The sequence below is a fragment of the Hymenobacter sp. genome (genome assembly GCF_031398885.1).
In the GTDB taxonomy this organism is placed as follows: domain Bacteria; phylum Bacteroidota; class Bacteroidia; order Cytophagales; family Hymenobacteraceae; genus Hymenobacter.
This window is the reverse complement of record NZ_JANNOD010000028.1, coordinates 66,288-85,737: the sequence shown is the minus strand read 5'-3', so window position 1 is coordinate 85,737 and position 19,450 is coordinate 66,288. Positions and strand designations below refer to the sequence as shown.

The 19,450-nt window shown below is 65.3% G+C and carries 16 protein-coding genes; 4 read left to right on the top strand and 12 right to left on the bottom strand.

Going from position 1 to position 19,450, the window contains the following annotated elements; genetic code table 11:
• Window positions 1–33: 33 nt before the first annotated feature.
• From RMO51_RS04665 to RMO51_RS04620, 10 genes are all read right to left on the bottom strand, one after another.
• Window positions 34–600: a GNAT family N-acetyltransferase gene (locus tag RMO51_RS04665; RefSeq protein ID WP_310392460.1), complete on the bottom strand. Its 567-nt coding sequence runs from the start codon at window positions 598–600 to the stop codon at window positions 34–36.
• Window positions 601–752: 152 nt separating this feature from the next.
• Window positions 753–1,166, bottom strand: a complete 414-nt coding sequence (locus RMO51_RS04660; RefSeq protein ID WP_310392458.1) for a hypothetical protein — start codon at window positions 1,164–1,166, stop codon at window positions 753–755.
• A gap of 109 nt (window positions 1,167–1,275) precedes the next feature.
• Entirely contained in the window at window positions 1,276–2,232 is a 957-nt protein-coding gene (locus tag RMO51_RS04655) for a MoxR family ATPase (RefSeq protein ID WP_310392457.1), read from the bottom strand.
• 106 nt (window positions 2,233–2,338) lie between these two features.
• The gene (locus RMO51_RS04650; protein ID WP_310392455.1) at window positions 2,339–3,730 is read right to left on the bottom strand and encodes a peptidylprolyl isomerase; all 1,392 of its coding nucleotides are present in this window, start codon (window positions 3,728–3,730) and stop codon (window positions 2,339–2,341) included.
• A 231-nt stretch (window positions 3,731–3,961) separates the two neighbouring features.
• Entirely contained in the window at window positions 3,962–6,271 is a 2,310-nt protein-coding gene (locus tag RMO51_RS04645; RefSeq protein ID WP_310392453.1) for a peptidylprolyl isomerase, read from the bottom strand.
• A gap of 160 nt (window positions 6,272–6,431) precedes the next feature.
• Complete coding sequence (locus RMO51_RS04640) at window positions 6,432–6,845, bottom strand: ATP-binding protein (RefSeq protein ID WP_310392451.1); 414 nt, start codon at window positions 6,843–6,845, stop codon at window positions 6,432–6,434.
• 95 nt (window positions 6,846–6,940) lie between these two features.
• The gene (locus RMO51_RS04635) at window positions 6,941–7,270 is read right to left on the bottom strand and encodes an STAS domain-containing protein (RefSeq protein ID WP_310392449.1); all 330 of its coding nucleotides are present in this window, start codon (window positions 7,268–7,270) and stop codon (window positions 6,941–6,943) included.
• A gap of 15 nt (window positions 7,271–7,285) precedes the next feature.
• Window positions 7,286–8,788: a SpoIIE family protein phosphatase gene (locus tag RMO51_RS04630; RefSeq protein WP_310392448.1), complete on the bottom strand. Its 1,503-nt coding sequence runs from the start codon at window positions 8,786–8,788 to the stop codon at window positions 7,286–7,288.
• Window positions 8,789–8,928: 140 nt separating this feature from the next.
• Complete coding sequence (guaB, locus tag RMO51_RS04625; protein ID WP_310392446.1) at window positions 8,929–10,407, bottom strand: IMP dehydrogenase; 1,479 nt, start codon at window positions 10,405–10,407, stop codon at window positions 8,929–8,931.
• Window positions 10,408–10,499: 92 nt separating this feature from the next.
• Window positions 10,500–11,918: an alpha/beta hydrolase-fold protein gene (locus tag RMO51_RS04620; protein WP_310392444.1), complete on the bottom strand. Its 1,419-nt coding sequence runs from the start codon at window positions 11,916–11,918 to the stop codon at window positions 10,500–10,502.
• A gap of 137 nt (window positions 11,919–12,055) precedes the next feature.
• Here RMO51_RS04620 and RMO51_RS04615 point away from each other — a divergent pair, with 137 nt between their 5' ends.
• Both RMO51_RS04615 and RMO51_RS04610 read left to right on the top strand, forming a co-directional pair.
• On the top strand, window positions 12,056–12,907 hold the full coding sequence (locus tag RMO51_RS04615; protein ID WP_310392442.1) for an oxidoreductase: 852 nt from the start codon (window positions 12,056–12,058) through the stop codon (window positions 12,905–12,907).
• A gap of 106 nt (window positions 12,908–13,013) precedes the next feature.
• Complete coding sequence (locus tag RMO51_RS04610) at window positions 13,014–13,856, top strand: FRG domain-containing protein (RefSeq protein ID WP_310392440.1); 843 nt, start codon at window positions 13,014–13,016, stop codon at window positions 13,854–13,856.
• A 365-nt stretch (window positions 13,857–14,221) separates the two neighbouring features.
• Here RMO51_RS04610 and RMO51_RS04605 read toward each other — a convergent pair whose 3' ends face one another.
• Window positions 14,222–14,953 (bottom strand): DUF2490 domain-containing protein, encoded by a 732-nt coding sequence (locus tag RMO51_RS04605; protein WP_310392439.1) that lies wholly within the window; start codon window positions 14,951–14,953, stop codon window positions 14,222–14,224.
• Window positions 14,954–15,064: 111 nt separating this feature from the next.
• Window positions 15,065–17,794, bottom strand: a complete 2,730-nt coding sequence (gene hrpB, locus RMO51_RS04600; RefSeq protein ID WP_310392437.1) for an ATP-dependent helicase HrpB — start codon at window positions 17,792–17,794, stop codon at window positions 15,065–15,067.
• 253 nt (window positions 17,795–18,047) lie between these two features.
• Between hrpB and RMO51_RS04595 the strand changes: the two genes are divergently transcribed.
• Window positions 18,048–18,659, top strand: a complete 612-nt coding sequence (locus RMO51_RS04595) for a GDSL-type esterase/lipase family protein (protein WP_310392436.1) — start codon at window positions 18,048–18,050, stop codon at window positions 18,657–18,659.
• Window positions 18,660–18,706: 47 nt separating this feature from the next.
• Window positions 18,707–19,435: an alpha/beta hydrolase-fold protein gene (locus RMO51_RS04590; protein ID WP_310392435.1), complete on the top strand. Its 729-nt coding sequence runs from the start codon at window positions 18,707–18,709 to the stop codon at window positions 19,433–19,435.
• The last annotated feature ends 15 nt before the right edge of the window (window positions 19,436–19,450 follow it).

The following is a 19,450-nucleotide window of genomic DNA, read 5'->3' as shown; positions in this document are numbered from 1 at the left end:
GGGGGGGCGGCCCCACCGGCTGCCGCGCGCCCCTTACAACCGTTGGGGCGGTTCCGGGGCGCGCGGCAGCCAGAAGCGGCGGACGTTGCCCAGGGTATCGGAGTTTTGGAACCAAAGCGGGCGCTTGGGGGCCGGTTCGGGCTGAAAGCCGGCGGCGCGGGCCACGGCCTGACCGCGAATATTGTCGGCGTAGCAGCGGATGAGCAAGCCCTTGCTGCCCACGGTCTGAAAGCCAAAATTCACCACGGTGGCCAGGGCTTCGCGGGCATAGCCGTGGCCCTCAGCAGCCGTGGCCAGGTAGTAGCCGATTTCGGCGCGCCCCTGGGCCTGGGGCATGAGGCAAATGTCGCCGAGGTAGGCCGCTGTATCCCGGTGCCAGATGCCAAACACGTAGAAGCGGCCCGACTGCCAGTCGGCGGCAAAAGCCCGCAGGGCAATGGCGGCGTCGGCGCGCGTGCGCACGGCCTGGAGCCGGTCGGGAAAGGAGGCGCGGTACCGGGCGCGGTCGGCGTCGAGCAGGGCGAAGAAGTCGCTGGCGTCGGCCGGTTCGTAGGGGCGCAGGCAGAGGCGGGCAGTGAGCAGCGGAGCGCGGGGCAACATTGTCAATGAAGAATGAGGAATGAGGAATGAAGAATTACCCGGCGGGGTATGTTTTTTCATTCTTCATTCCCCACATGCAGGCTGGCCAAGGTGAGAAACGAAGAATTGTCATCTGCTAATTCCTTATTCTTCATTCCTCATTAAGCGCAGCGTCAGGCGTACTGGCTGGGGCTGCCCAGGGCCTGTTGGGTGCGCATCACGTTCACCTGCCGGGCGGCTTCGTTGAAAAACTCCAGCCGGCGGATAAGCATTTCCTTCGTCAGCACCCGGCCTTCGGGGGTGCGCATGGTGCCGCGCTTGTCGGCCAGCACGCGCTGCATGGCGGCCAGCGTCTGGCCCTCGTGCTTCATGAATTGCTGCTGGAACTCGGCCAGCCGCGCCACGCCGGTGGCAGTAAGGGTGAAGTCTTCGCCCGCGCCCTGGTTCAGCACCTCGCACAGCACGTATACTTCGATGGGCAGGCTGGTTTCGAGGCTGGTGGTGCGCAGGTCGAGGCCGGCGGCCAGGGCGTCGAGCACGATGCGCACATTGCGCTCAAATTGCTGGTAGTAGGCTTGGGCTTCCATTCTCTAATCAATTAAAAATTGAGAATTAAAAATTAAAAATTGGAGGTGTGAGTCTACCAAGCGGTGAGGAGGCTCATTTTTAATTCTCAATTCTCAATTTTTAATTGCGTTAAAGCAGTTCTTTCACAATCTGCTCCACGCCCACGCCTTCGGCTTCGGCCTTGAAATTGCGCACGAGGCGGTGGCGGAGGATGGCCACGGCCACGGCGCGTACGTCCTCAATGTCGGGCGAGTATTTGCCGTTGAGCAGGGCGTTGCACTTGGCACCCACGATGAGGTGCTGCGAGGCGCGGGGCCCGGCGCCCCACTCCAGCAGCTGGGTGGCGCGAGGGGCGGCGCGCTCGGTGCCGGGGCGGGTTTTGTGCACCAGGCTCACGGCGTATTCCACCACGTTGTCGGCCACCGGCACGCGGCGCACCAATTCCTGAAACGCCTGAATGTCGGCCGCGTGCAGCACCTTATTCACGGTGTGCTTGCGGTCGGAAGTCGTGTTTTTCACGATGCTTAGCTCCTCGGCGTAACTGGGGTAGCCCAGCTCGATGTTGAACATGAAGCGGTCAAGCTGGGCTTCGGGCAGCGGGTAGGTGCCTTCCTGCTCAATAGGGTTTTGGGTGGCCAGCACGAAGAACGGGCGGGCCAGGGCGTAGCGCTGCCCGGCTACGGTCACGGCGTATTCCTGCATCGATTCGAGCAGGGCGGCCTGGGTCTTGGGCGGCGTCCGGTTGATTTCATCGGCCAGGATGATGTTGGCGAACACGGGCCCTTTCACGAAGTGAAAATCCCGCTGCTGATTCATCGTTTCCGAGCCCACGATGTCGCTGGGCATCAGGTCGGGGGTAAACTGAATGCGGTTGAACGACAAATCCAGCGAGTCGGCAATGGTCTGGATGAGCAGGGTTTTGGCCAGCCCGGGCACGCCCACCAGCAGGCTGTGCCCCTGCGAAAACACGGCCGTGAGCACCAGCCGCACCACCTCGTCCTGCCCCACGATGACCTTGCCAATTTCCTGGCGCAGCTGCTGGAAGGAGGCCGCTAGCGCGTCGGCGGCTTCTTTGTCGTTCCTCATTCTTAGTTGTCAGTTGTTGGTTGTCAGTTGGTAGTGGAAAACGTAACCCGGTTCAGATTATTAGCACAGCCTGACAACTGGCAACTAACAACCGACAACTAAAAACCTACTTTCCCGCCACGTCCAGCACCTTGCACTGGGCGTATTCCGGGGCTATTTCCAGGTATACGGTGCCGCGGTTCTTCAGGAACCACTCGTCCAGGGCCTTGTTCTTTTTTTCGTTCAGGGCGGCGGCGGCAATCTTCTGGTAGTCGTCTTGCAGGTTGGCCTGGTGGGGCGGGGTGTTCGACTTGAGCCACAGGATGCGCATGGCGTCCTTGCCGTCGTCGGTGCGGTAGGGCAGGGGCGGGGTGATGTGGCCCACCTTCATGGTGTCGATGGTGAAGAAGATGGCCGGGTCGAGCTTGTCGAGGGGGAGGCGCGAGCCGCCGTCCTGACGGTTCTGGAGCAGGCCGCCGTTGCCGCTGGTGTTTTTGTCCGCGGAGTTGTCCTTGGCCGCTTTGGCGAAGCTGATGCTATCGGACAGGATTTGGCGGCGCAGCTTGGTCAGGGTCTTGGCCGATTCGCTGGCGTCGGCCGCGCCGGTTTCGGGCTTAAGCAGGATGTGGCGCGTCGAATACTTGTTGCCCTTGCGCTCAATGAACTGGATGAGGTGGAAGCCGAATTGCGACTGCACCACCGGCGAGAGCTGGCCCGGCTCCAGCTTCATCGACGCGGCCTCGTACTCCGGCACCAGCTCCCCGCGCCCGAAAAACCCGAGGTAGCCGCCTTCCTTGGCCGAACCGGGGTCTTGCGAGTTGGCCTTGGCCAGCGTGGCGAAGTCGGCCCCGGCCAGTACCTGCGCCCGCAAGTCGTTGAGCTTGGCCAGGGCGGCCTGCTTGGCCTTGTCGTTCACCTGGGCTGCCACCACAATCTGGCCCACCTCCACCTCGGTGCTGAAGTAGGGCAGGCTGTCCTTGGGCACCTTGCTGAAGTACTGGGCCACTTCGCGCGGGGTCACCGTCACCTTGCCGGTGATGGTTTCCTGCATTTCCTGCTGCGTGAGCTGGTCCTTGATTTGGGGCCGCAGGTCGTCCTTGAGCGCCTTGATGGGCTTATTGTACTGCTCCTCCAAGCGCTTTTCCGAGCCAATTTGCTGCACGAAGTAGGCCATGCGGCGGTCCACCTCGCCGTTCACCCGCGCATCGGTCACGGTCACGGAGTCCACCTCGGCGCGGGCCAGCATCAGCTTGTTCAGCACCAGGCTCTGCAGAATTTTGCACTTGAAGTCCGGCGGCAGCGGCTTGCCCTCGGCGCGGGCCAACTCCTGGGCGTAGATGTTCTCCACATCGGAGCGGAGCACAATCTGGTTGTCCACCTTCACCACGATGCCGTCGAGCAGCTCCTGGCCCTTGGGCCGGGTGATGCCCAGCTGGGCCCGGGAGGCGGGCGCCAAGCCCAGGAGCAGCAGTAACGTAAGCACGGCCGACGCCGCGGCACAATTCACTTTAGCAAGCATAGAGTAAGTAGTAAGGCCCGCAGGCAAAGGGCCCGGGACCGGGCCACGAATGCGCAACGCACGAACGGGCCCGCAAATTTCACGATAAATCCGCGAGCGGGCAAAAACCAGGGAGCGCGGCCTGGCTCCGAAGGTTGCAGCACGAGGTCAGTTAGCAATTAACACTGAGCAGTTATCGCTGAACGGTTGGGATGAAACTGTTCATTGATACCTGCTCACTGTTAACTGAATCTACTTCGTTACCAGCTTGTTCACCTCGGCTTCGTTCACCTGCACCGGGCGGGCGGCGCGCATTTGGGTAATCCACTCTTTTTCGAGGTAGGTCTGGTAGTCGGACGTGGCCTGGCCGCGGGCTTCGGCCAGGGTTTTGGGGCCGGCCGGCAGGGCTTTGTCGATGGTGACGGCGTAGTAGCGGCCGTCTTTCTGCCCGTTGTAGGTGCCGGGACCTTTGATCATCAGGTCGTCCACCACCTTGTTGTCGCCCTTCTGGAATATCTTCTGGCTGATTTGCACCGAGAGCGGGTTCTGTTCGTTCAGCTCGGCTTCGATGGCGGCGGGGCTGCCGCTCACCAAGGCCAGCTGCACGGTGCTTTCGGCCGCAGGAGCCGTCGAAGCGGCTTTCACGATGCGGCGGGCGGGCACGCCCCGGGCCTGCAGGTAACGGGCGGCCGAGTCGGCGCGGGCGCGGGCCAGGGTGGCTTTTTCGCCCTTTTTCACGCGGCCCGTGAGGGTTACGCGGGCCAGCGAATCCTGCAGCAGGCGCTTGGCTATTTCGCCCAGGGCCTGCCCGCCGGTCTTCGACAAGTACGTGGTGCCCGGGCGGACGAACGCCGCTTTCGGCACATTTTTGGTGACTGCGAACCGGCCGGCTTTCAATTCTTTTTGCACCCGGGCCAGCAGCGCGGGCGTGGCCGCGCTTACCACGGTGCCCTGCACGCGCGGCTCCCATTGGTACTTGGCCTGGTTCTCGGCGAAGTATTTTTTCAGCCCCACGGTGTCCTCAATGGCCTTGCTCCACACCTTCTCGTCCATCAACTGGAAGAGCAGAATGCCGTCGCGGTACTCCTTCACCAACATGCGGTAGTCCTCGTACTTGGTTTCGAGGCTGTTCTTCTCGAACTCGGTCAGCGACTGCTCCACGTACTGGTCGTAGAGCTGCTGCATGGCGAAGGTGGGCTGCGCGCCGGTGCGGGGCCGCTGGTTTTGCTGGGCATAGGTCAGAAAATCCTTCACCGGGTAGGCCTTGCCCTTGATGGTGAACAAGGCCGAGTTGTCGTTGGCGGCGCCTTTGGCCGGCTTGCCGGCGGCGGCCGGCGCCACGTATTTGTAGCGGCCGGCCACCAGGGCCGTGTCCGCCTTGCTGAAGGCGTAGGCCTTGGCCGCCGGCACTTCCACAAACTGGTCTTCCTGGCGCACGCGCTTCAGAAAAGCCGCTTTGTTGAGCTCTGAGCGCGAGTCTTTGGCCACTTTGCTTTTCAGCGTCGGCTCCACGTCGGCGAACTTGGCCACCGGCTGGCGCTCAATCAGCTTGATGACGTGCCAGCCGTAGGGCGTCTGCACCGGGCCGCCGAGGTCGCCGGGCTTTTGCAGCTTGAAGGCCACTTCTTCGAACGAGGGAATCATGCGGCCGGTGCCGAAAGGCGGCAGCTCGCCGCCGTTGGCCGCCGAGCCGGCGTCTTCCGAGAACTGGGCCACGAGCTTGTCCCAGTTCTCGCCCTTGCGCAGGCGGCTGGCCAGCTCGTCGATTTTCTTCTTGGCGGTGAGCGAGTCGGTCTTGGCGGCGTTGGCGTTCATCCGAATCATGAGGTGGGCCACCTTGATTTCGCCCTGCGCGGCCCGCCGGTCGTTCACCTTGATGACGTGGTAGCCGAAGCGCGTGCGCACTGGCGCCGACACCTGGCCGACGGGCGTTTTGTAGGCGGCCGTCTCAAACGGGTACACCATCTGCATGGCCGTGAAGTAGCCCAGCTTGCCGCCGTTTTCCTTGGCCGAAGGGTCTTCGCTCAGGGTGCGGGCCAGCTGCCCAAAATCTTCGCCGGCCAGCGCCTGCTGGCGGACTTTATCAATCTTCTGGTAGGCGGCCAGCGTGTCGGCCGGGGCGGCGTCGGGCGCCACGCGGATGAGCACGTGCGAGGCGCTCACCTCCTGGCTCATGCGCTCGTAGGCTTCGCGTACCAACTGGTCGGTCACGCTCTTTTCCGTCAGGTAGGGCTGCGCCAGCTGCTGGCGGTAGCCGTCCAGCTCCCGCTTAAACGCCTGGGTGGTGTCCAGCCCTTTCTGCTCGGCTTCCAGCACCTTGAGGCGGAAGTTGGTGTACAAGTCCAGGTACTCGGTCACGCTCGGGCGGGTGCCGTACTCGGGCGCCGAGCTGTTGTTCTTGCGGTACACGTAGGCAAACTCATTGGCGGGCACTGGGTACGTGCCCAGGGTTTCGACGGCGGGCCCGGAATTGGCGGAAGTCGTTGTGGCCGGTTTGGCAGCCTGGCAGCCAGCCAGCAGCGTTACGCCGGCGAGGCCGGCGCACAGAATGCGTTTGTGCATAGGGAAAAGGAGGGTCGATGGTGCGCGACGGCAAGTAACCGTCGGCGCAGGCACAATATTACCGGTGCGAAATTAAGTATTTTCCGGGGGGAAATAAAGCCGGTAAATCAAGAAGCCGCAGGGTGGGGTGTGCCAGGAAACCAAAACGCCCGGCGCCGCGTCAGGCCAGGTGCTTGCGCAGGTGGCACACGGTGTGGTTGCCGCGGGTGGAGAACTCGACGTGGTCCATGAGCCGGTTCACCAGCGTCATGCCCATGCCGCCCTTGCGGCCCTGGCGGATATAGTCGCGCAGGTCGGGTTCCTGGTGGGCCGGCGGCTGGTAAATGGTGCTGCCGTGGTCCGCAATTTCCACGTTCAGGTCGTGGTCGTCAAAGGCCAGCTTAAGGTCCAGGAACTGGCTTTCGTCTTCGCCGTTGGCGTGGATGATGAAGTTGGCCACCACTTCGTCAACGGCCAGCACCACTTGGTTCACCACGATTTCGGGCAGTCCCCGGCCGCCGAGGTAGTGCCGCACAAAGTCGCGCACCTGCTGGAGCTGGCTGCGTGAACAAGCAATGCGGAGGGCAGACTTCATGGATAATTAATAATTAGTAATTAAGAATTAGGAATTAAGGACACCCTGATGGTCGGGGCAATTCTTAATTCCTAATTCTTAATTACTAATTGAAATTAAGCGGCTTCGGCTTCGGTGGCGCTGGGCACGATGGTCATCAGCGCGTCCAGGCCCAGGATTTCGAATACGTTGAATACTTTTTCCTGCATGTTGAAAAACACCAGCTTCACGGTGGCGTCCTGAAAACGCTGGAGATGCGAGATGAAAACCCCCAGGCCCGCCGAAGAAATGTAGCTGAGTTTGGCGCAATCAATCAGCACCTTACGGTATTCCAGGATGTCTGGTTTGGCCAGCTCGGTGTCGAGCACGATGGCGGAGCTGGCGTCCAGCTCGCCATCGAGGTGCAGGGTGAGCGTGTCGGCGGAGGGTTGCGCGGTAACTTTCATAATGAGGGCGATACGTCAGGCCAACGGCGGGGGTTGAGCCGACTTGAATTTAATGACGAGCAGGGTCTGGTCGTCGTGGATGGGGTACCCGTGGGTAAACGCGTTGAGGTCGGCGAGGATGAAGGATTTGATGCCCTCGGCTTCTTGGAAATAGCTTTCTTCGAGCCGCAGCTTGAGGCGGTCCTCGCCGTATTCATCGGTGCCGTTTCCGCCCCGGGCCTCCACGATGCCGTCGGTGTAAATCACCATTACGTCGCCGGGGCTGTAGTCGTAAAACTGATTTTTGATGTGCTTTTCGTAGCCCTCGTTGCGGATGATGCCCAAGCCAAGACCGGTGGACTCAAAGTAAAACACCTCCTCGCGCAGGGCGTGGTAGTAGAGCGTGTGGCAGTGCCCGGCGCGGGCGAACACGAAGCCGCCCTGCTCGTAGTCGATGATGTAGAGCGAGGAGGTGATGAACGAGGATTTCTCCAGGCAGTGCACCAGGGCGGCGTTGGCCTGCGCCATGAATCGGCTGGGCACCGGGAATTTGTCGCGCTCGTTCTTGGCCAGGGGGTTTTCCTGCATCAGGGAGTGAAAAATCCCCTTCATCTGGGCCATGTGGAAGGCCGCCGTGACGCCCTTGCCGCTCACGTCGCCGATGATGACGGCCAGCCGCCGGCCCGGCAGGTGCAGGAAGTCGTAGAAGTCGCCGCCCACTTCCTTGGCCGCCAGCGAGTGCGAGCTGATGTCGAACCAGTTGTCGGTGGGCAGGTTTTTGGGAATGAGGCTGTCCTGGACCTGGGAGGCAATTTTGAGTTCCTCCTGGGTGCGCTGGTTGGCCAGGGAGGTGCGCACCAGCTCCAGGTTTTCGATGCTGAGCACGGCCTGGCTGGTGAAGGTTTGCAGAATGCTGAGGTCTTCGCGTTCGAAGGTGTGCGGCTCAACTTTGAGCAGGTACAGCATGCCGTAGTCGAATTGCAGGCCCCGCAGCGGCAACTGCAGCAGGGAACGGAAGTGCTGCGGGGTCCCGGCAAAGCCGGGCCGCTCGTTCAGGTCGTTGGTGATGAACTCGCCCTCGGGCAATTGGTAGCTGGCCAGGTGGGTGCGCAAAGCAGCTGCCTGGGCCGGCGTCAGGCGGTGGTACTGAGTGGCCTCCGCGGCGTCCAACCCGGCGTGGCTGGGGTCAAGGTCGAGCCAGGCGGCGTCGGCCCGCACGGTTTCCACCGCCGATTCGAGCAGGGTGCGGTAGACTTCGGTTGAGGTCTGGCCGCGCTGCACGATTTGCACCAAGCGCTGCAGGCTCTGGATTTCGGCCCGGCGCGGCGCGGCGCCTGCCCCCGGCGCGGCCGCGCCGCCGGCCGGGGGGCGCAAGTACAGGCGGGTGAGCACCGCCAGCAGGGCCAGGTCGGCCGCCAGGAGCAGCCCCATGGACCACGGCTGCTCCAGGGCGCCGCCAACCCCAAACAGGCCAGCTACGGCCAGCCCGCCGCTAATCAGGACGCCTAAAAAACCAACGTATAGCAACGGATGACGCACGGACAGAAACTAGGAATAACACAAGCACACCCGCCCGCCGCGTCCTGACCGACGCCCAACCAGCTCGCAAGATACCATCAGCCATGCAAAACCACTTGCATGATTCCGGCGTCTTCCCCAGCGGGCGCAAGGGGTCCCGCCTACCGGCTCGAATAGTTGGGGGCCTCGCGGGTGATTTGCACGTCGTGGGGGTGCGACTCGCGCAGGCCGGCCCCGGTGATGCGCACGAACTGCGCGGCTTGCAAGGCTTCCAGGTTGGCCGCGCCCACGTAGCCCATGCCGGCCCGCAGCCCGCCGGCCAGCTGGTAAATCACCTCCGACACGTTGCCCTTGAACGGCACCCGGCCCACAATGCCCTCGGGCACCAGCTTCTTCACGTCGTCCTCGGCGTCCTGGAAGTACCGGTCCTTGCTGCCGTCCTCCATCGCCTCCACCGAACCCATGCCGCGGTAGGACTTGTACTTGCGGCCTTCGTAAATAATCAACTCGCCGGGGGCTTCTTCGGTGCCGGCCAGCAGCGAGCCCACCATTACGGCGGCGGCGCCCCCGGCCAGGGCCTTCACGATGTCGCCCGAAAACTTGATGCCGCCGTCGGACACCAGCGTCACGCCGGTGCCGGCCAAACCGCGGGCAGCTTCGAGCACGGCCGAGAACTGCGGCATACCAATTCCGGCGATGATGCGCGTGGTGCAGATACTGCCCGAGCCTATGCCCACCTTCACGCAGTCGGCCCCGGCGTCGGCCAAGGCTTTGGCACCGGCGGCGGTGGCCACGTTGCCGGCCATCACGTCCAGGTTGGGGTGCGCAGCTTTGATGGCGCGCACGGCGTCCATCACGCCTTTAGAGTGGCCATGGGCGGTGTCGAGGCTCACGAGGTCCACGCCGGCTTCGACCAGGGCGGCCACGCGCTGGAGCAGGTCGGGCGTGACGCCCACGGCGGCGCCCACCCGCAGGCGGCCCTGCCCGTCCTTGCTAGCGTGCGGGGTGCGGCGGCGCTTGCGAATGTCCTTGTAGGTCATCAGCCCGGCCAGGCGGCCTTCGCTGTCCACCAGCGGCAGCTTGTCCACCTTGCTGTCGGTCAGGAGCTGTTCGGCCTCGGCCTGGTCGATGCCGGCGGGGGCCGTGATGAGGGTGCCCAGCGGTATCATCACCGTCGTGACGGGCTGGCTCAGGTCCTTCTCGAAGCGCAGGTCCCGGTTGGTGAGGATGCCGACGAGCCGGCGGTCGTCGTTTATGATTGGAATACCGCCGATGTTGTGCTTGCGCATCAGCAGGCGCGCGTCGCCGATGGTAGCGGTGGGCGGCAGGGTGAAGGGGTCCTGAATCAGGGCCGACTCGCTGCGCTTGACGCGGCGCACCTGCTCGGCCTGCGCCTTGACGGACATGTTCTTGTGAATAATGCCCAAGCCGCCTTCCTGGGCCAGGGCAATGGCCATGTCGGACTCCGTGACGGTGTCCATGGCCGCCGAGATGAGCGGGGTTTGCAGCCGGATGTTAGCGGTAAGGCGGGTGCCGGTGTCGCAGTCTCGGGGCAGCACTTCGGAGTACGCTGGCAGCAGCAGCACGTCGTCGTAAGTCAGCGCCTCGAAGGCAATTTTGAGGGGTGCGGAATCCGCCATAGCAAAAGGGGTTGGGGGTTGAGGCCTTTTGCCGGTCAAAGATACGGCGGGAAGTTGGGTTGGTACCCCGCCGGTGCGCTGCGGTGCTACGTTTATTCTTTCACAAATTTCACCGAGTCCACCTCCGGGCCCGCGGCCACCCGCGCCAGGTAGAGGCCGGGCGCCAGGCCGCGCACGCTCACCGCCTGCCCGTTGCGCACCCGCAGGCGCAGCACCGTCCGGCCCCGCGCGTCGCTGATTTCGAGGCGGGCGGCAGCCAGCGCAACCGGTAGCTCAACCCGCAGTTCCTGCGCGGCCGGGTTGGGGTACACCCTGGTAACCAAGCGCTGCGCCCCGCGGGTGGCCGTGACGGTGGCCGGCGCGTACAGCCACGAGTAAGCCCCCGGAAACTCGCGCTGCCAGAACCATTCGGCGTGCTGCCCGTCAGGGCGGGGGTTGAAGCTGACGTTGGCCGCGGGCACGCCGCCGCGCAGCAGCGAGTCGCGCAGAGCGGCCATCTGGGGCACTAAGGAGAGGCTTTCGGTGGTGCCGCTCACGAAGTAGAAGCGCGTGTCGGGGTTGGCCGGGTGCCGGTGCACGTAGTCCAGCAACTGGGCGTAGGCAAACCAGTACGCGGGCGAAAACACGCCCACCTTGCCGAACACGGCGGGTTCGCGCAGGGCCGCGTAGGTGGCAATGAGGGCCCCCATGCTGGAGCCGGCCAAGCCGGTGTGCTCGCGGCCGGGCAGGGTGCGGTAGGTGGCGTCGATGTAGGGCTTGAGGGTTTGCACCAGAAAATCCACGTACAGGTCGCCTTGGCCGCCGCCGTACTGCGGGTTGTTCCAGGGCGAATACTCGTCGAGGCGGGCGCCGCCGCCGTTGTCCACGGCCACCACGATGCAGCTGGTGGGGTCCTGGCCGCTGGCCTGCAGCGTGTTCAAGGCTTCGTCCACGCCCCACTCGCCGGCGAAAGCGGTGCGGGCGTCGAATACGTTTTGCCCGTCCTGCATGTACAGCACGGGGTAGCGGCGGCCGCTGCTGGCGTAGCCGGGCGGCAGGTAGAGCCACACGCGCCGGGTGCGGCCCAGTTGCGGCATGGCAAACGTGGTCGAAATCACGCTCACGTTGGCCGCCGCCGTGGAGGGGCCCGGTCCGCCGCCGGTGGGGCCGGCCAAATCTTTCCAGTTCAGCACCTGGTGCAGCACCGGCCCGGCGCTGCTGCCGACGGTGTAGCTGCGGTTGGGCACGGCGCCGTTGGTGGCGCTGGTTTCCACGGCGGCCCAGGCGCCGCGGGTGAATTTGTACTCGATGGTGCCCGTCACGCTGGCGGGCAGCGTGATTTGGTAGCTGCCGTCGGCGTTGCGGGTGAGGGCGTGGGCGGCGCTGCCGGGGGCCCAGTTGTTGAAGGTGCCGGCCATGTAGAGCGTGGCGCTGGCCGGCGTGTTGGCCGGCACGGCCGTAATTTTAAAAGTGGTTTGGGCGTGCGCGTCGAGCCCCAGCAGCGCGAGGATGAGCGAGAAGAACTTTTTCATGAGCCAAGCAAAACCAGAGTGGGAGGGGAAAGGGCGTGAAGGTACTGCAACGGCTCGAAGCGGTTGGCTTCGGCCGCCGCCGCAAACATTTACCCGCGCGCAGCCGTCTTAGCGGCTACCATTTCCCAACGCAACCCATGCCCCAATCCTCCCCCAAAACCTGGTTTATCACCGGCGCCTCGTCCGGTTTCGGCGAAGCCCTGGCCACCTACCTCCTCGAAAAAGGCGACTCCGTGGCCGCTACTTTCCGCAAGGCCGAGCAAGCCAACGAATTCACCGCCAAAGCAGCCGGCCGCACCTTGGGTGTGGTGTGCGACGTGACCAACGAGCCGCAGGTGAAAACCGCCGTGGCCGACGCCATTGCCCACTTCGGGCACCTCGACGTTATCGTGAACAACGCCGGCTACGGCTCGATGGGCAGCATCGAAGAAGTGCCCGCCGAGGAAGTGCAGCGGCAGTTCGACGTGAACGTGTTTGGCGCTTTGCACGTGCTGCGGGCCGTGCTGCCCCACCTGCGCGCGCGCCGCAGCGGGCACGTGCTCAACATCACCAGCATCGGGGGGCTGAAAACCTTTCCGGGCGTGGGCATCTACAACGCCAGCAAGTTTGCGCTGGAGGCCATCGGCGAAAGCCTGAGCCAGCAGGTGGGGCCGCTGGGCATTAAGGTGACGAACATCGAGCCCAGCGGCTTTCGCACCAAGTGGGCCGGCGAGTCGGCCACCATCGCCAACACCAAAATCGACGACTACCAGGCCACGGTGGGCGAAAACATCCGCGGCATCGAGGGCTACAGCGGCCGCCAGCCGGGCGACCCCGTCCGCGCCGCCCACGCCATGTACGACGTGGTGCAACTGGAAAACCCGCCCCTGCACCTGCCCCTGGGCAAAGCCGCCGTGAAAGGCGCCCGCGAGAAGTTTGCCGCCCTCGGCAAGGAGCTGGAGCAAGTGGCCGCCATTGGTGACGCGGCCGACTTTCCGGCCGGGGAGTAAGGCGGGTTACGTTGGTTGACCAAAAACGGTCATGCTTCGACTTCGTTCAGCATGACTGTTCTCAATTAGTATGTGGCCTGCTTTCCACTCGCCGTACCTTCGTCCCATGCCCTTTTCCGCCAACGACCACGAAGCCACCTCCTGGGAAGACTTGCAGCGGCTGCTGTTTCAGGACACCTGGGACGGGCGCATTGGGCGGTTCCGCTCGCCGTTCGTGTACCGCGGCGGCCGTTCGCGCCACTACCAGCTCGACACCAGTCTGCAGCGCCTCGGCGGCGAGTACCACCAGTTGGAGCACCACCTGCTGCGCAACTTCCGCAAGTACGCCCGCGACACCACCGTGCCCGCCCAGGCCGCCAGCACCTGGGACTGGCTGGCCCTGGCCCAGCACCACGGCCTGCCCACCCGCCTGCTCGACTGGACCTACTCGCCCTACGTGGCCCTGCACTTCGCCACCGACGACCTCGACGCCTACCACGAAGACGGCATCATCTGGGCGCTGAACTACGTGAAGGCCGCCGAGCACCTGCCCCAGCGCCTGCGCCAGGCCCTGCAGCACGAAGGCTCCAACGTCTTCACCTCCGAGCTGCTGCACCCCGTGAGCAGCAGCCTGCGCGAGCTGGAAGAGCTGCAGGCCGAGCCCTACGTGCTGTTTCTGGAGCCGCCGAGCCTCGATGCCCGCATCGTGCACCAATATGCTTTGTTCTCGCTGATGAGCACGGCCCAGAGCGTGCTGCATCAGTGGCTTACGGCCCACCCGGAGCTGTATTTTCGCATCATCATCCCCGCCCGCCTCAAGTGGGAAGTGCGCGACAAGCTCGACCAGGCCAACATCACCGAGCGCGTGCTGCTGCCGGGCCTTGGCGGGCTCAGCCGCTGGCTGCACCGCCACTACTCGCCCGCCCGCGGCCGCAGCGCCGGGGGCCCCGGCGGCGAGTTGCCAGGGTAGGCACTTGGGGCGCAGCGCGCGGCTTAAATCGGCGGCTAAAGCGGTTTCCAGGTCCGTATACGGCTTTCTCGGCCCCCTCTCTTTGGGCTTCTCGCTTTCAGCGAGCCGGGGCTCGCCCCGCGGCCCCGGAGGGGTCCCGTCTCGTGAGATTTCGCCGGTCGCGCCGTGGACAATGACCTGGAACCGCGCTAGTAGTTGTCGGTCATTAATAGGTACTTATCAGCCGTTCTCAGGTTGGCACGCAAGTCGTCCGGCTCCCCTCTCCGCGGAAGAGGGGCCGGGGGTGAGGTGAACACGGCCGCGCCACATACACGAACCTGAGAAGTACTCCAAGAAGCAGTTTTGTTGACTGCTTTCGAGCGCCATCACCGGCGCACCAACGCCACGCGGTTGGGCGTAGCCATGGCCACGCTGACTTGCACCGCATTGCGGGCGAGCGCCGCGCCGCCCGTTCCCGCCGCCTGGGTTTGGTGCAGATAGGCCATTTCCAGGGTGGCGCGCGAGCTTACGCGGTAGCCCAGGCCGGCGCTGGCGCGGTTTTCTTCCAGAAAACTGCCGCTTTCCCGCGGGCCCAAGCCCGCAAATATTTCGTCGGCCGCCACCAGAAACAGGCCCCCCACCGGCAGCAGCCCGCCCGAACGCAGCGGTACCACCAGCCGCAGTTGGTAGCGCAGGCGCGGCGCAAACCGAAACGCCTGCTCCGGCGCGGGGCGCAGCCAGCGCTCCTCGGCCCGAAGGCGGTGGCCGGCGCGTACCGGGCCAGTGGCATCGGCAAGGGCCACTTCCTGGTAAAGCCGGTGCTCAGGAGCCGTCGAGCCGGTGCCGTCGTTGGCTTCGTTGGCGGCCAGCACGTAGCCGGTGGTTAGGCTCAGGCTGGGCGCCACGCGCAGGCGAAAGCCCACGCGGCCCAGTTGCTGGGCACTGAGATGCGCGTTCCGTTGGCGGGTTTCGACTTCCGAATACAGGCTCCACCGGCCGCGCAACGGCTCATCGGCGCTTAGCTTGAACCAGCCCACGGGCGCCCCGCCGCCTTGCGCCCAGGCCGCGCCACTCCCGGCCAGCAACGCCATGAATAATAAATAGGAGAGATGTTTCACACCCCTAAATTACGTAATTGTTATCAATATTACGTAATTGTTTCCTACTATCTTTTACGATTTGATCTTCTTTAATAGAATGCTGTAAGCCAGTCAGCTAAAGACGGGGCTTCATCCGCCCAAGCGCTTTTTGGTGAGTTTGGTGGGGATGTGCTTCATGGGCTTATCGGGCCAGGGGTGTTTGGGGTAGCGGCCCTTCAGGTCCTTGCGCACCTCGAAGTAGCCCCGCTCCCAAAAGCTGCGCAGGTCGCGCGTGACCTGCGCCGGCCGGCCGCCGGGCGAAAGCAGGTGCAGCAGCAGCGGCACTCGTCCCCCGGCCACGGTCGGGGTTTCGGTCAGGCCAAACAGCTCCTGCAGCTTCACGGCCAGCACCGGGGCCGCCGGGTCGCTATAATCCAAGGTGATGTGCGAGCCGCTGGGAACCTCCACCTCGGTCGGGGCGAGGTGGTCAAGGGCTTGGCGCTGGGCCCAGCCGCCGGGCAGGCGCGCCAGCAGCGGTTCGGTGAGGTCGAGGCGCTGCACGTCGGCCAAGGTTTTGAGGCCCGTCAGGTGGGGGCCCAGCCAGTCGGCCAGCTCCTGCACGAGGGTGTCGTCGTCAAAGGCCGGCCAGCCGTTAGTTGTCAGTTGCTCGTTTTCGGTTGTTAGGGCTGGGGCGGGCTCACCTAGTGGAAAATGCCGCCGCAGAAACGCCAGCCGCTGCTGTAGCTGCCGGGCCCCGGCCGTCCAGTTCAGCTTGCCCACGCCGGCTTCCCGCAAATAGGCCAACAAAGCCCGCGCCACCAGCGCCGGGTCGGGCTGGCCGATGGCCGTTTCGGCCAGTAGCAAAGCGCCCAGGCGGCGCACGCGGCGGCCCGTCACGCGCTGGGCCACGGGGTCGTAGCGCACTTCATCGGTGGTTGTAATTTGCTCGGCGAAGGCCAACTCTAATTCGTCTTGCCCCAGCGGCGCGGCCAGGGTGGCGCGCGGCGCGGTGGCTGGGCCGGCCAGGTGTGCTATCGCAAAAAACTGCGCTTGCGGGTCCACGTCGGTCGTGTTTAAACTCACTCGCTGGCCCGTAATGAGCCGCAGTCGGTCCGGTGTTTCGCGCTGGGCCACCCGGTCGGGGTAAGCCAGGGCGGTGAGCAAGCCCACTGGGGCCTGAGAAATGCTGGAGCTAAACTCAGTATTCTTGAGACCCAGGCGCCGGGTAAGGTTGCGGGCCACGTCGCGCACGCGTTCCAGCGTGGCGTGGTGCAGGGCCAGCCCCGGCAGCGGGGGCCGGCCGCTGGCCAACGCTTCAAGGCGCAGGCGCAGGTCGGGCGGTGCCGGGCGCGTATCGGTAGGGGCCGCCCAGCGCAGCAGGTCGCGCTCAGCCAGCAGGGCGGCCAGCGCGGCGGCCGCCGCCCCGTGGCCCAGCTCCTGGCCGCGCACCACGAGGTGCCCCAGCCGCGGCGGCAGGCCCAGCGCGGCCAACTGCCGGCCGTGGGGGGTCGGCTTTGCTTTTAATGAAGAATGAGGAATGAAGAATGAGGAATTGTTAGGTGGTGGCGCGTTGCCGCCAGCCGCTAATTCCTCATTCCTCATTCTTAATTCTTCATTAAGCGAAGCGTCCAGTGCGCCCAGGCGCAGCAGCAGCTCCCGGGCCTGGGCAAACGCGGCCGCGGGTGGTGCGTCCAGCCAGCGCAGGCTGTTGGGGGCGGCGCCCCACAGGGCCAGCTCCAGCACCAGGCCGCTGAGGTCGGCGGCGGTGATTTCGGGCGGGCGGTGCGCGGGCAGGAGGTGGTGCTCGGCTTCGGTCCAGAGGCGGTAGCAGGTGCCGGGGGCCAGGCGGCCGGCGCGGCCCCGGCGCTGGTCGGCGGCGGCGCGGGCCACGGGCACGGTTTCGAGGGTGGTGAAGCCGGTGCGCGGCACGAAGCGCGGCACCCGCGCAAAGCCGCCGTCAACCACCACCCGCACGCCCTCGATGGTGAGGCTGGTTTCGGCGATGCTGGTGGCCAGGATGACCTTGCGCCGGCCGGCCCGGGCGGGGCGCAGGGCCGCGTCCTGAGTTTCGAGGGGCAGCTCGCCGTGCAGCAGGTGCAGGTCCACGTGGTCGGGCAGGGCGTCGGTGAGTTTGCGGGCGCTGCGCTGCAGGTCGCCCACGCCGGGCAGGAACACCAGAATGTCGCCCTCGGCGTGCGCGTGCAGGGCGGCCCGCACTTGGGCCGGCACCAGCTCGGCCAGCCGCTCAGCGGGGCGGGTGGGCAGGGCCGCGGCGCGGCGCGGGTCGAGGTAGTGGGTGTCAATCGGAAACAGAAAACCGGCCGACGACACCACTGGCGCGGGCAGCCACTGGCCCAGCCGCTGGGCCTCCAGGGTGGCGCTCATGATGAGAATTCGCAGCTCGGGCCGCAGCACGGCTTGCGCATCCAGGGCCAGGGCCAGGCCCAGGTCCGCGTTCAGGCTGCGCTCGTGAAATTCGTCGAACACCACGGCGGCCACGCCTTCCAGCGCGGGGTCGTCCTGAATCATGCGCGTGAGAATGCCCTCGGTGATGACCTCCACGCGGGTTTCCTCCGAAATTTTACTGTCCAGCCGCACGCGGTAGCCGATGGTACGGCCCACGGGCTCGCCCAGCAACTGGGCCAGGCGGGCGGCGGCCCCGCGCACGGCCAATTGCCGCGGCTCCAGCACCAAGATTTTATCGGCCGGACTGCGCCACGCGGCCGCCAGCAACTCCAGCGGCACCACCGTGGTTTTGCCCGCGCCGGGCGGGGCTTCCAGCACCACGCGGGGGTGGGCGGCCAGGGCGGCCCGCAGCGCGGGCAGCGCCGCGAGAATGGGTAAGTCGGGCAGCGGCGGCAGGACGAAGGCGGGGTTCACCGGCCAAAATTACGCCCTTTGCCGGCGCGCTGCACCCCAGTCCGTGCGCCGACCAGTGGTTGGCCGCGGCCGCAAACGTCATCTACCCGTAACGAAGGAGTGAGAATTTTAGGCTCCCTCGTAGCCGACCTTTGCCGGCGGGGAAGGGCGGCCCCGCGCTGGTGAACAACGGGCTGAGGCAGTTGGCATTGCGCTGGGCTCCGCCCCCCACTACTGCCGCCGGCTCGTGCGCCCGGCGCTTGCTCCACAATGTATGCAATGGTACCAGGAAGAAATTAGGCGGCTGGTGCAAAAACCCGTCGAACGCCCCGGCGAGCAGTCGAAGGTGGTGTTCTACGGCAGCTCCACGTTCACCCGCTGGCCGGCGCTGGAGCGGTGCTTCCCGCGGGTGCAGGCCGTGAACCTGAGCTTCGGCGGCTCGACCCTGGCGGCCTGCGCCTGGTTTTTTCGGGAGGTGGTGCTCCCGCACCGGCCCGATGCCCTGGTGCTGTACGCGGGCGACAACGACCTGGGCGACGGCCGCACGCCCGAAGAAGTGGTGCTCTTTTATGAGCACCTGCTGGCGGCCGTCGCGGCCACGCTGGGCGCCGTGCCGGTGTGCTTCGTGGCCATCAAGCTCAGCCCGGCCCGGCTGTATTTGCGCGGCAGCATCGAATACGCCAACGACTGCATCCGCCAGCGGGTGGCCGCCCACGGGCCGCCCCGGCACTACCTCGACCTCTACGCCCGGATGCTCGACGGGCGGGGCCAGCCCCAGCCGGCCTTGTTCGAAGCCGATGGCCTGCACCTGTCGGCGCTGGGCTACGCCCTCTGGCGGCAGGAAATCGACGCGCAGCTCCCCCTCATGCTCGCGCCGTTGGCCTAGCCCCGGGCCGGCCTTTCCCCACTTTCTACTCTTTGCCCTGCCTGCCCATGCGCCGCGAATACCACCGATGGCTGAGCCCGGCCCTGGGCCGGCCGATGGAGCTGCTCGTTTTCGGCGCGGCCGGGGCGCGGGTGCTGCTCTTTCCCACCCGGCGGGCCCGCTTCTTCGACCACGAGAACTGGGGCGTGGTGGAGGCTCTGCGGCCCAAGATTGAAAGCGGCTTTTTGCAGCTCTACTGCGTCGACAGCATCGACGCCGAAAGCCTCTACGACCCGGCCAAGCCCCCGGCCGAGCGCGTCCGGCGCCATTTGCAGTACGAGCGCTACCTCCTCGACGAGGTGCTGCCCCTCAGCCAGCGGCTCAACCCCAACATGTGCCTGATTGCCGCCGGCAGCAGCATGGGCGCCTACCACGCCGTCAACCTGGCCTTCCGCCACCCGCAGCTATTCGGCAAGGTGCTGGGCATGAGCGGGCGCTACGACCTCACCCAGCCCATGGCCGGCTTTCGGGACCTGTTCGAGGGCTACGTCGACGAGGACGTGTACCTCAACACGCCCAACCGCTTCATTGCCCACCTCACCGACGACTTCTACCTGGGCCACCTGCGCCGGCTCGAAATCACGCTCGTGGTGGGCGAGGAGGACGCCTTCCTGGAAAATAACCTGACCCTGAGCCGGCAGCTTCAGGACAAGGGCATTGCCCACCAGCTGCACGTGTGGGCCGGCGAAGCCCACAAGCCTCCCGACTGGCAGCGCATGGTGGACCTGTACTTGTAAAAGGATTCTTGGCCG

Bases quoted from the DNA above. Each gene is read 5' to 3' on its own strand.
- RMO51_RS04665 (WP_310392460.1), bottom strand. From the start codon at position 600: ATGTTGCCCCGCGCTCCGCTGCTCACTGCCCGCCTCTGCCTGCGCCCC.
- RMO51_RS04660 (WP_310392458.1), bottom strand. From the start codon at position 1,166: ATGGAAGCCCAAGCCTACTACCAGCAATTTGAGCGCAATGTGCGCATC.
- RMO51_RS04655 (WP_310392457.1), bottom strand. From the start codon at position 2,232: ATGAGGAACGACAAAGAAGCCGCCGACGCGCTAGCGGCCTCCTTCCAG.
- RMO51_RS04650 (WP_310392455.1), bottom strand. From the start codon at position 3,730: ATGCTTGCTAAAGTGAATTGTGCCGCGGCGTCGGCCGTGCTTACGTTA.
- RMO51_RS04645 (WP_310392453.1), bottom strand. From the start codon at position 6,271: ATGCACAAACGCATTCTGTGCGCCGGCCTCGCCGGCGTAACGCTGCTG.
- RMO51_RS04640 (WP_310392451.1), bottom strand. From the start codon at position 6,845: ATGAAGTCTGCCCTCCGCATTGCTTGTTCACGCAGCCAGCTCCAGCAG.
- RMO51_RS04635 (WP_310392449.1), bottom strand. From the start codon at position 7,270: ATGAAAGTTACCGCGCAACCCTCCGCCGACACGCTCACCCTGCACCTC.
- guaB (WP_310392446.1), bottom strand. From the start codon at position 10,407: ATGGCGGATTCCGCACCCCTCAAAATTGCCTTCGAGGCGCTGACTTAC.
- RMO51_RS04620 (WP_310392444.1), bottom strand. From the start codon at position 11,918: ATGAAAAAGTTCTTCTCGCTCATCCTCGCGCTGCTGGGGCTCGACGCG.
- RMO51_RS04615 (WP_310392442.1), top strand. From the start codon at position 12,056: ATGCCCCAATCCTCCCCCAAAACCTGGTTTATCACCGGCGCCTCGTCC.
- RMO51_RS04610 (WP_310392440.1), top strand. From the start codon at position 13,014: ATGCCCTTTTCCGCCAACGACCACGAAGCCACCTCCTGGGAAGACTTG.
- RMO51_RS04595 (WP_310392436.1), top strand. From the start codon at position 18,048: ATGCAATGGTACCAGGAAGAAATTAGGCGGCTGGTGCAAAAACCCGTC.
- RMO51_RS04590 (WP_310392435.1), top strand. From the start codon at position 18,707: ATGCGCCGCGAATACCACCGATGGCTGAGCCCGGCCCTGGGCCGGCCG.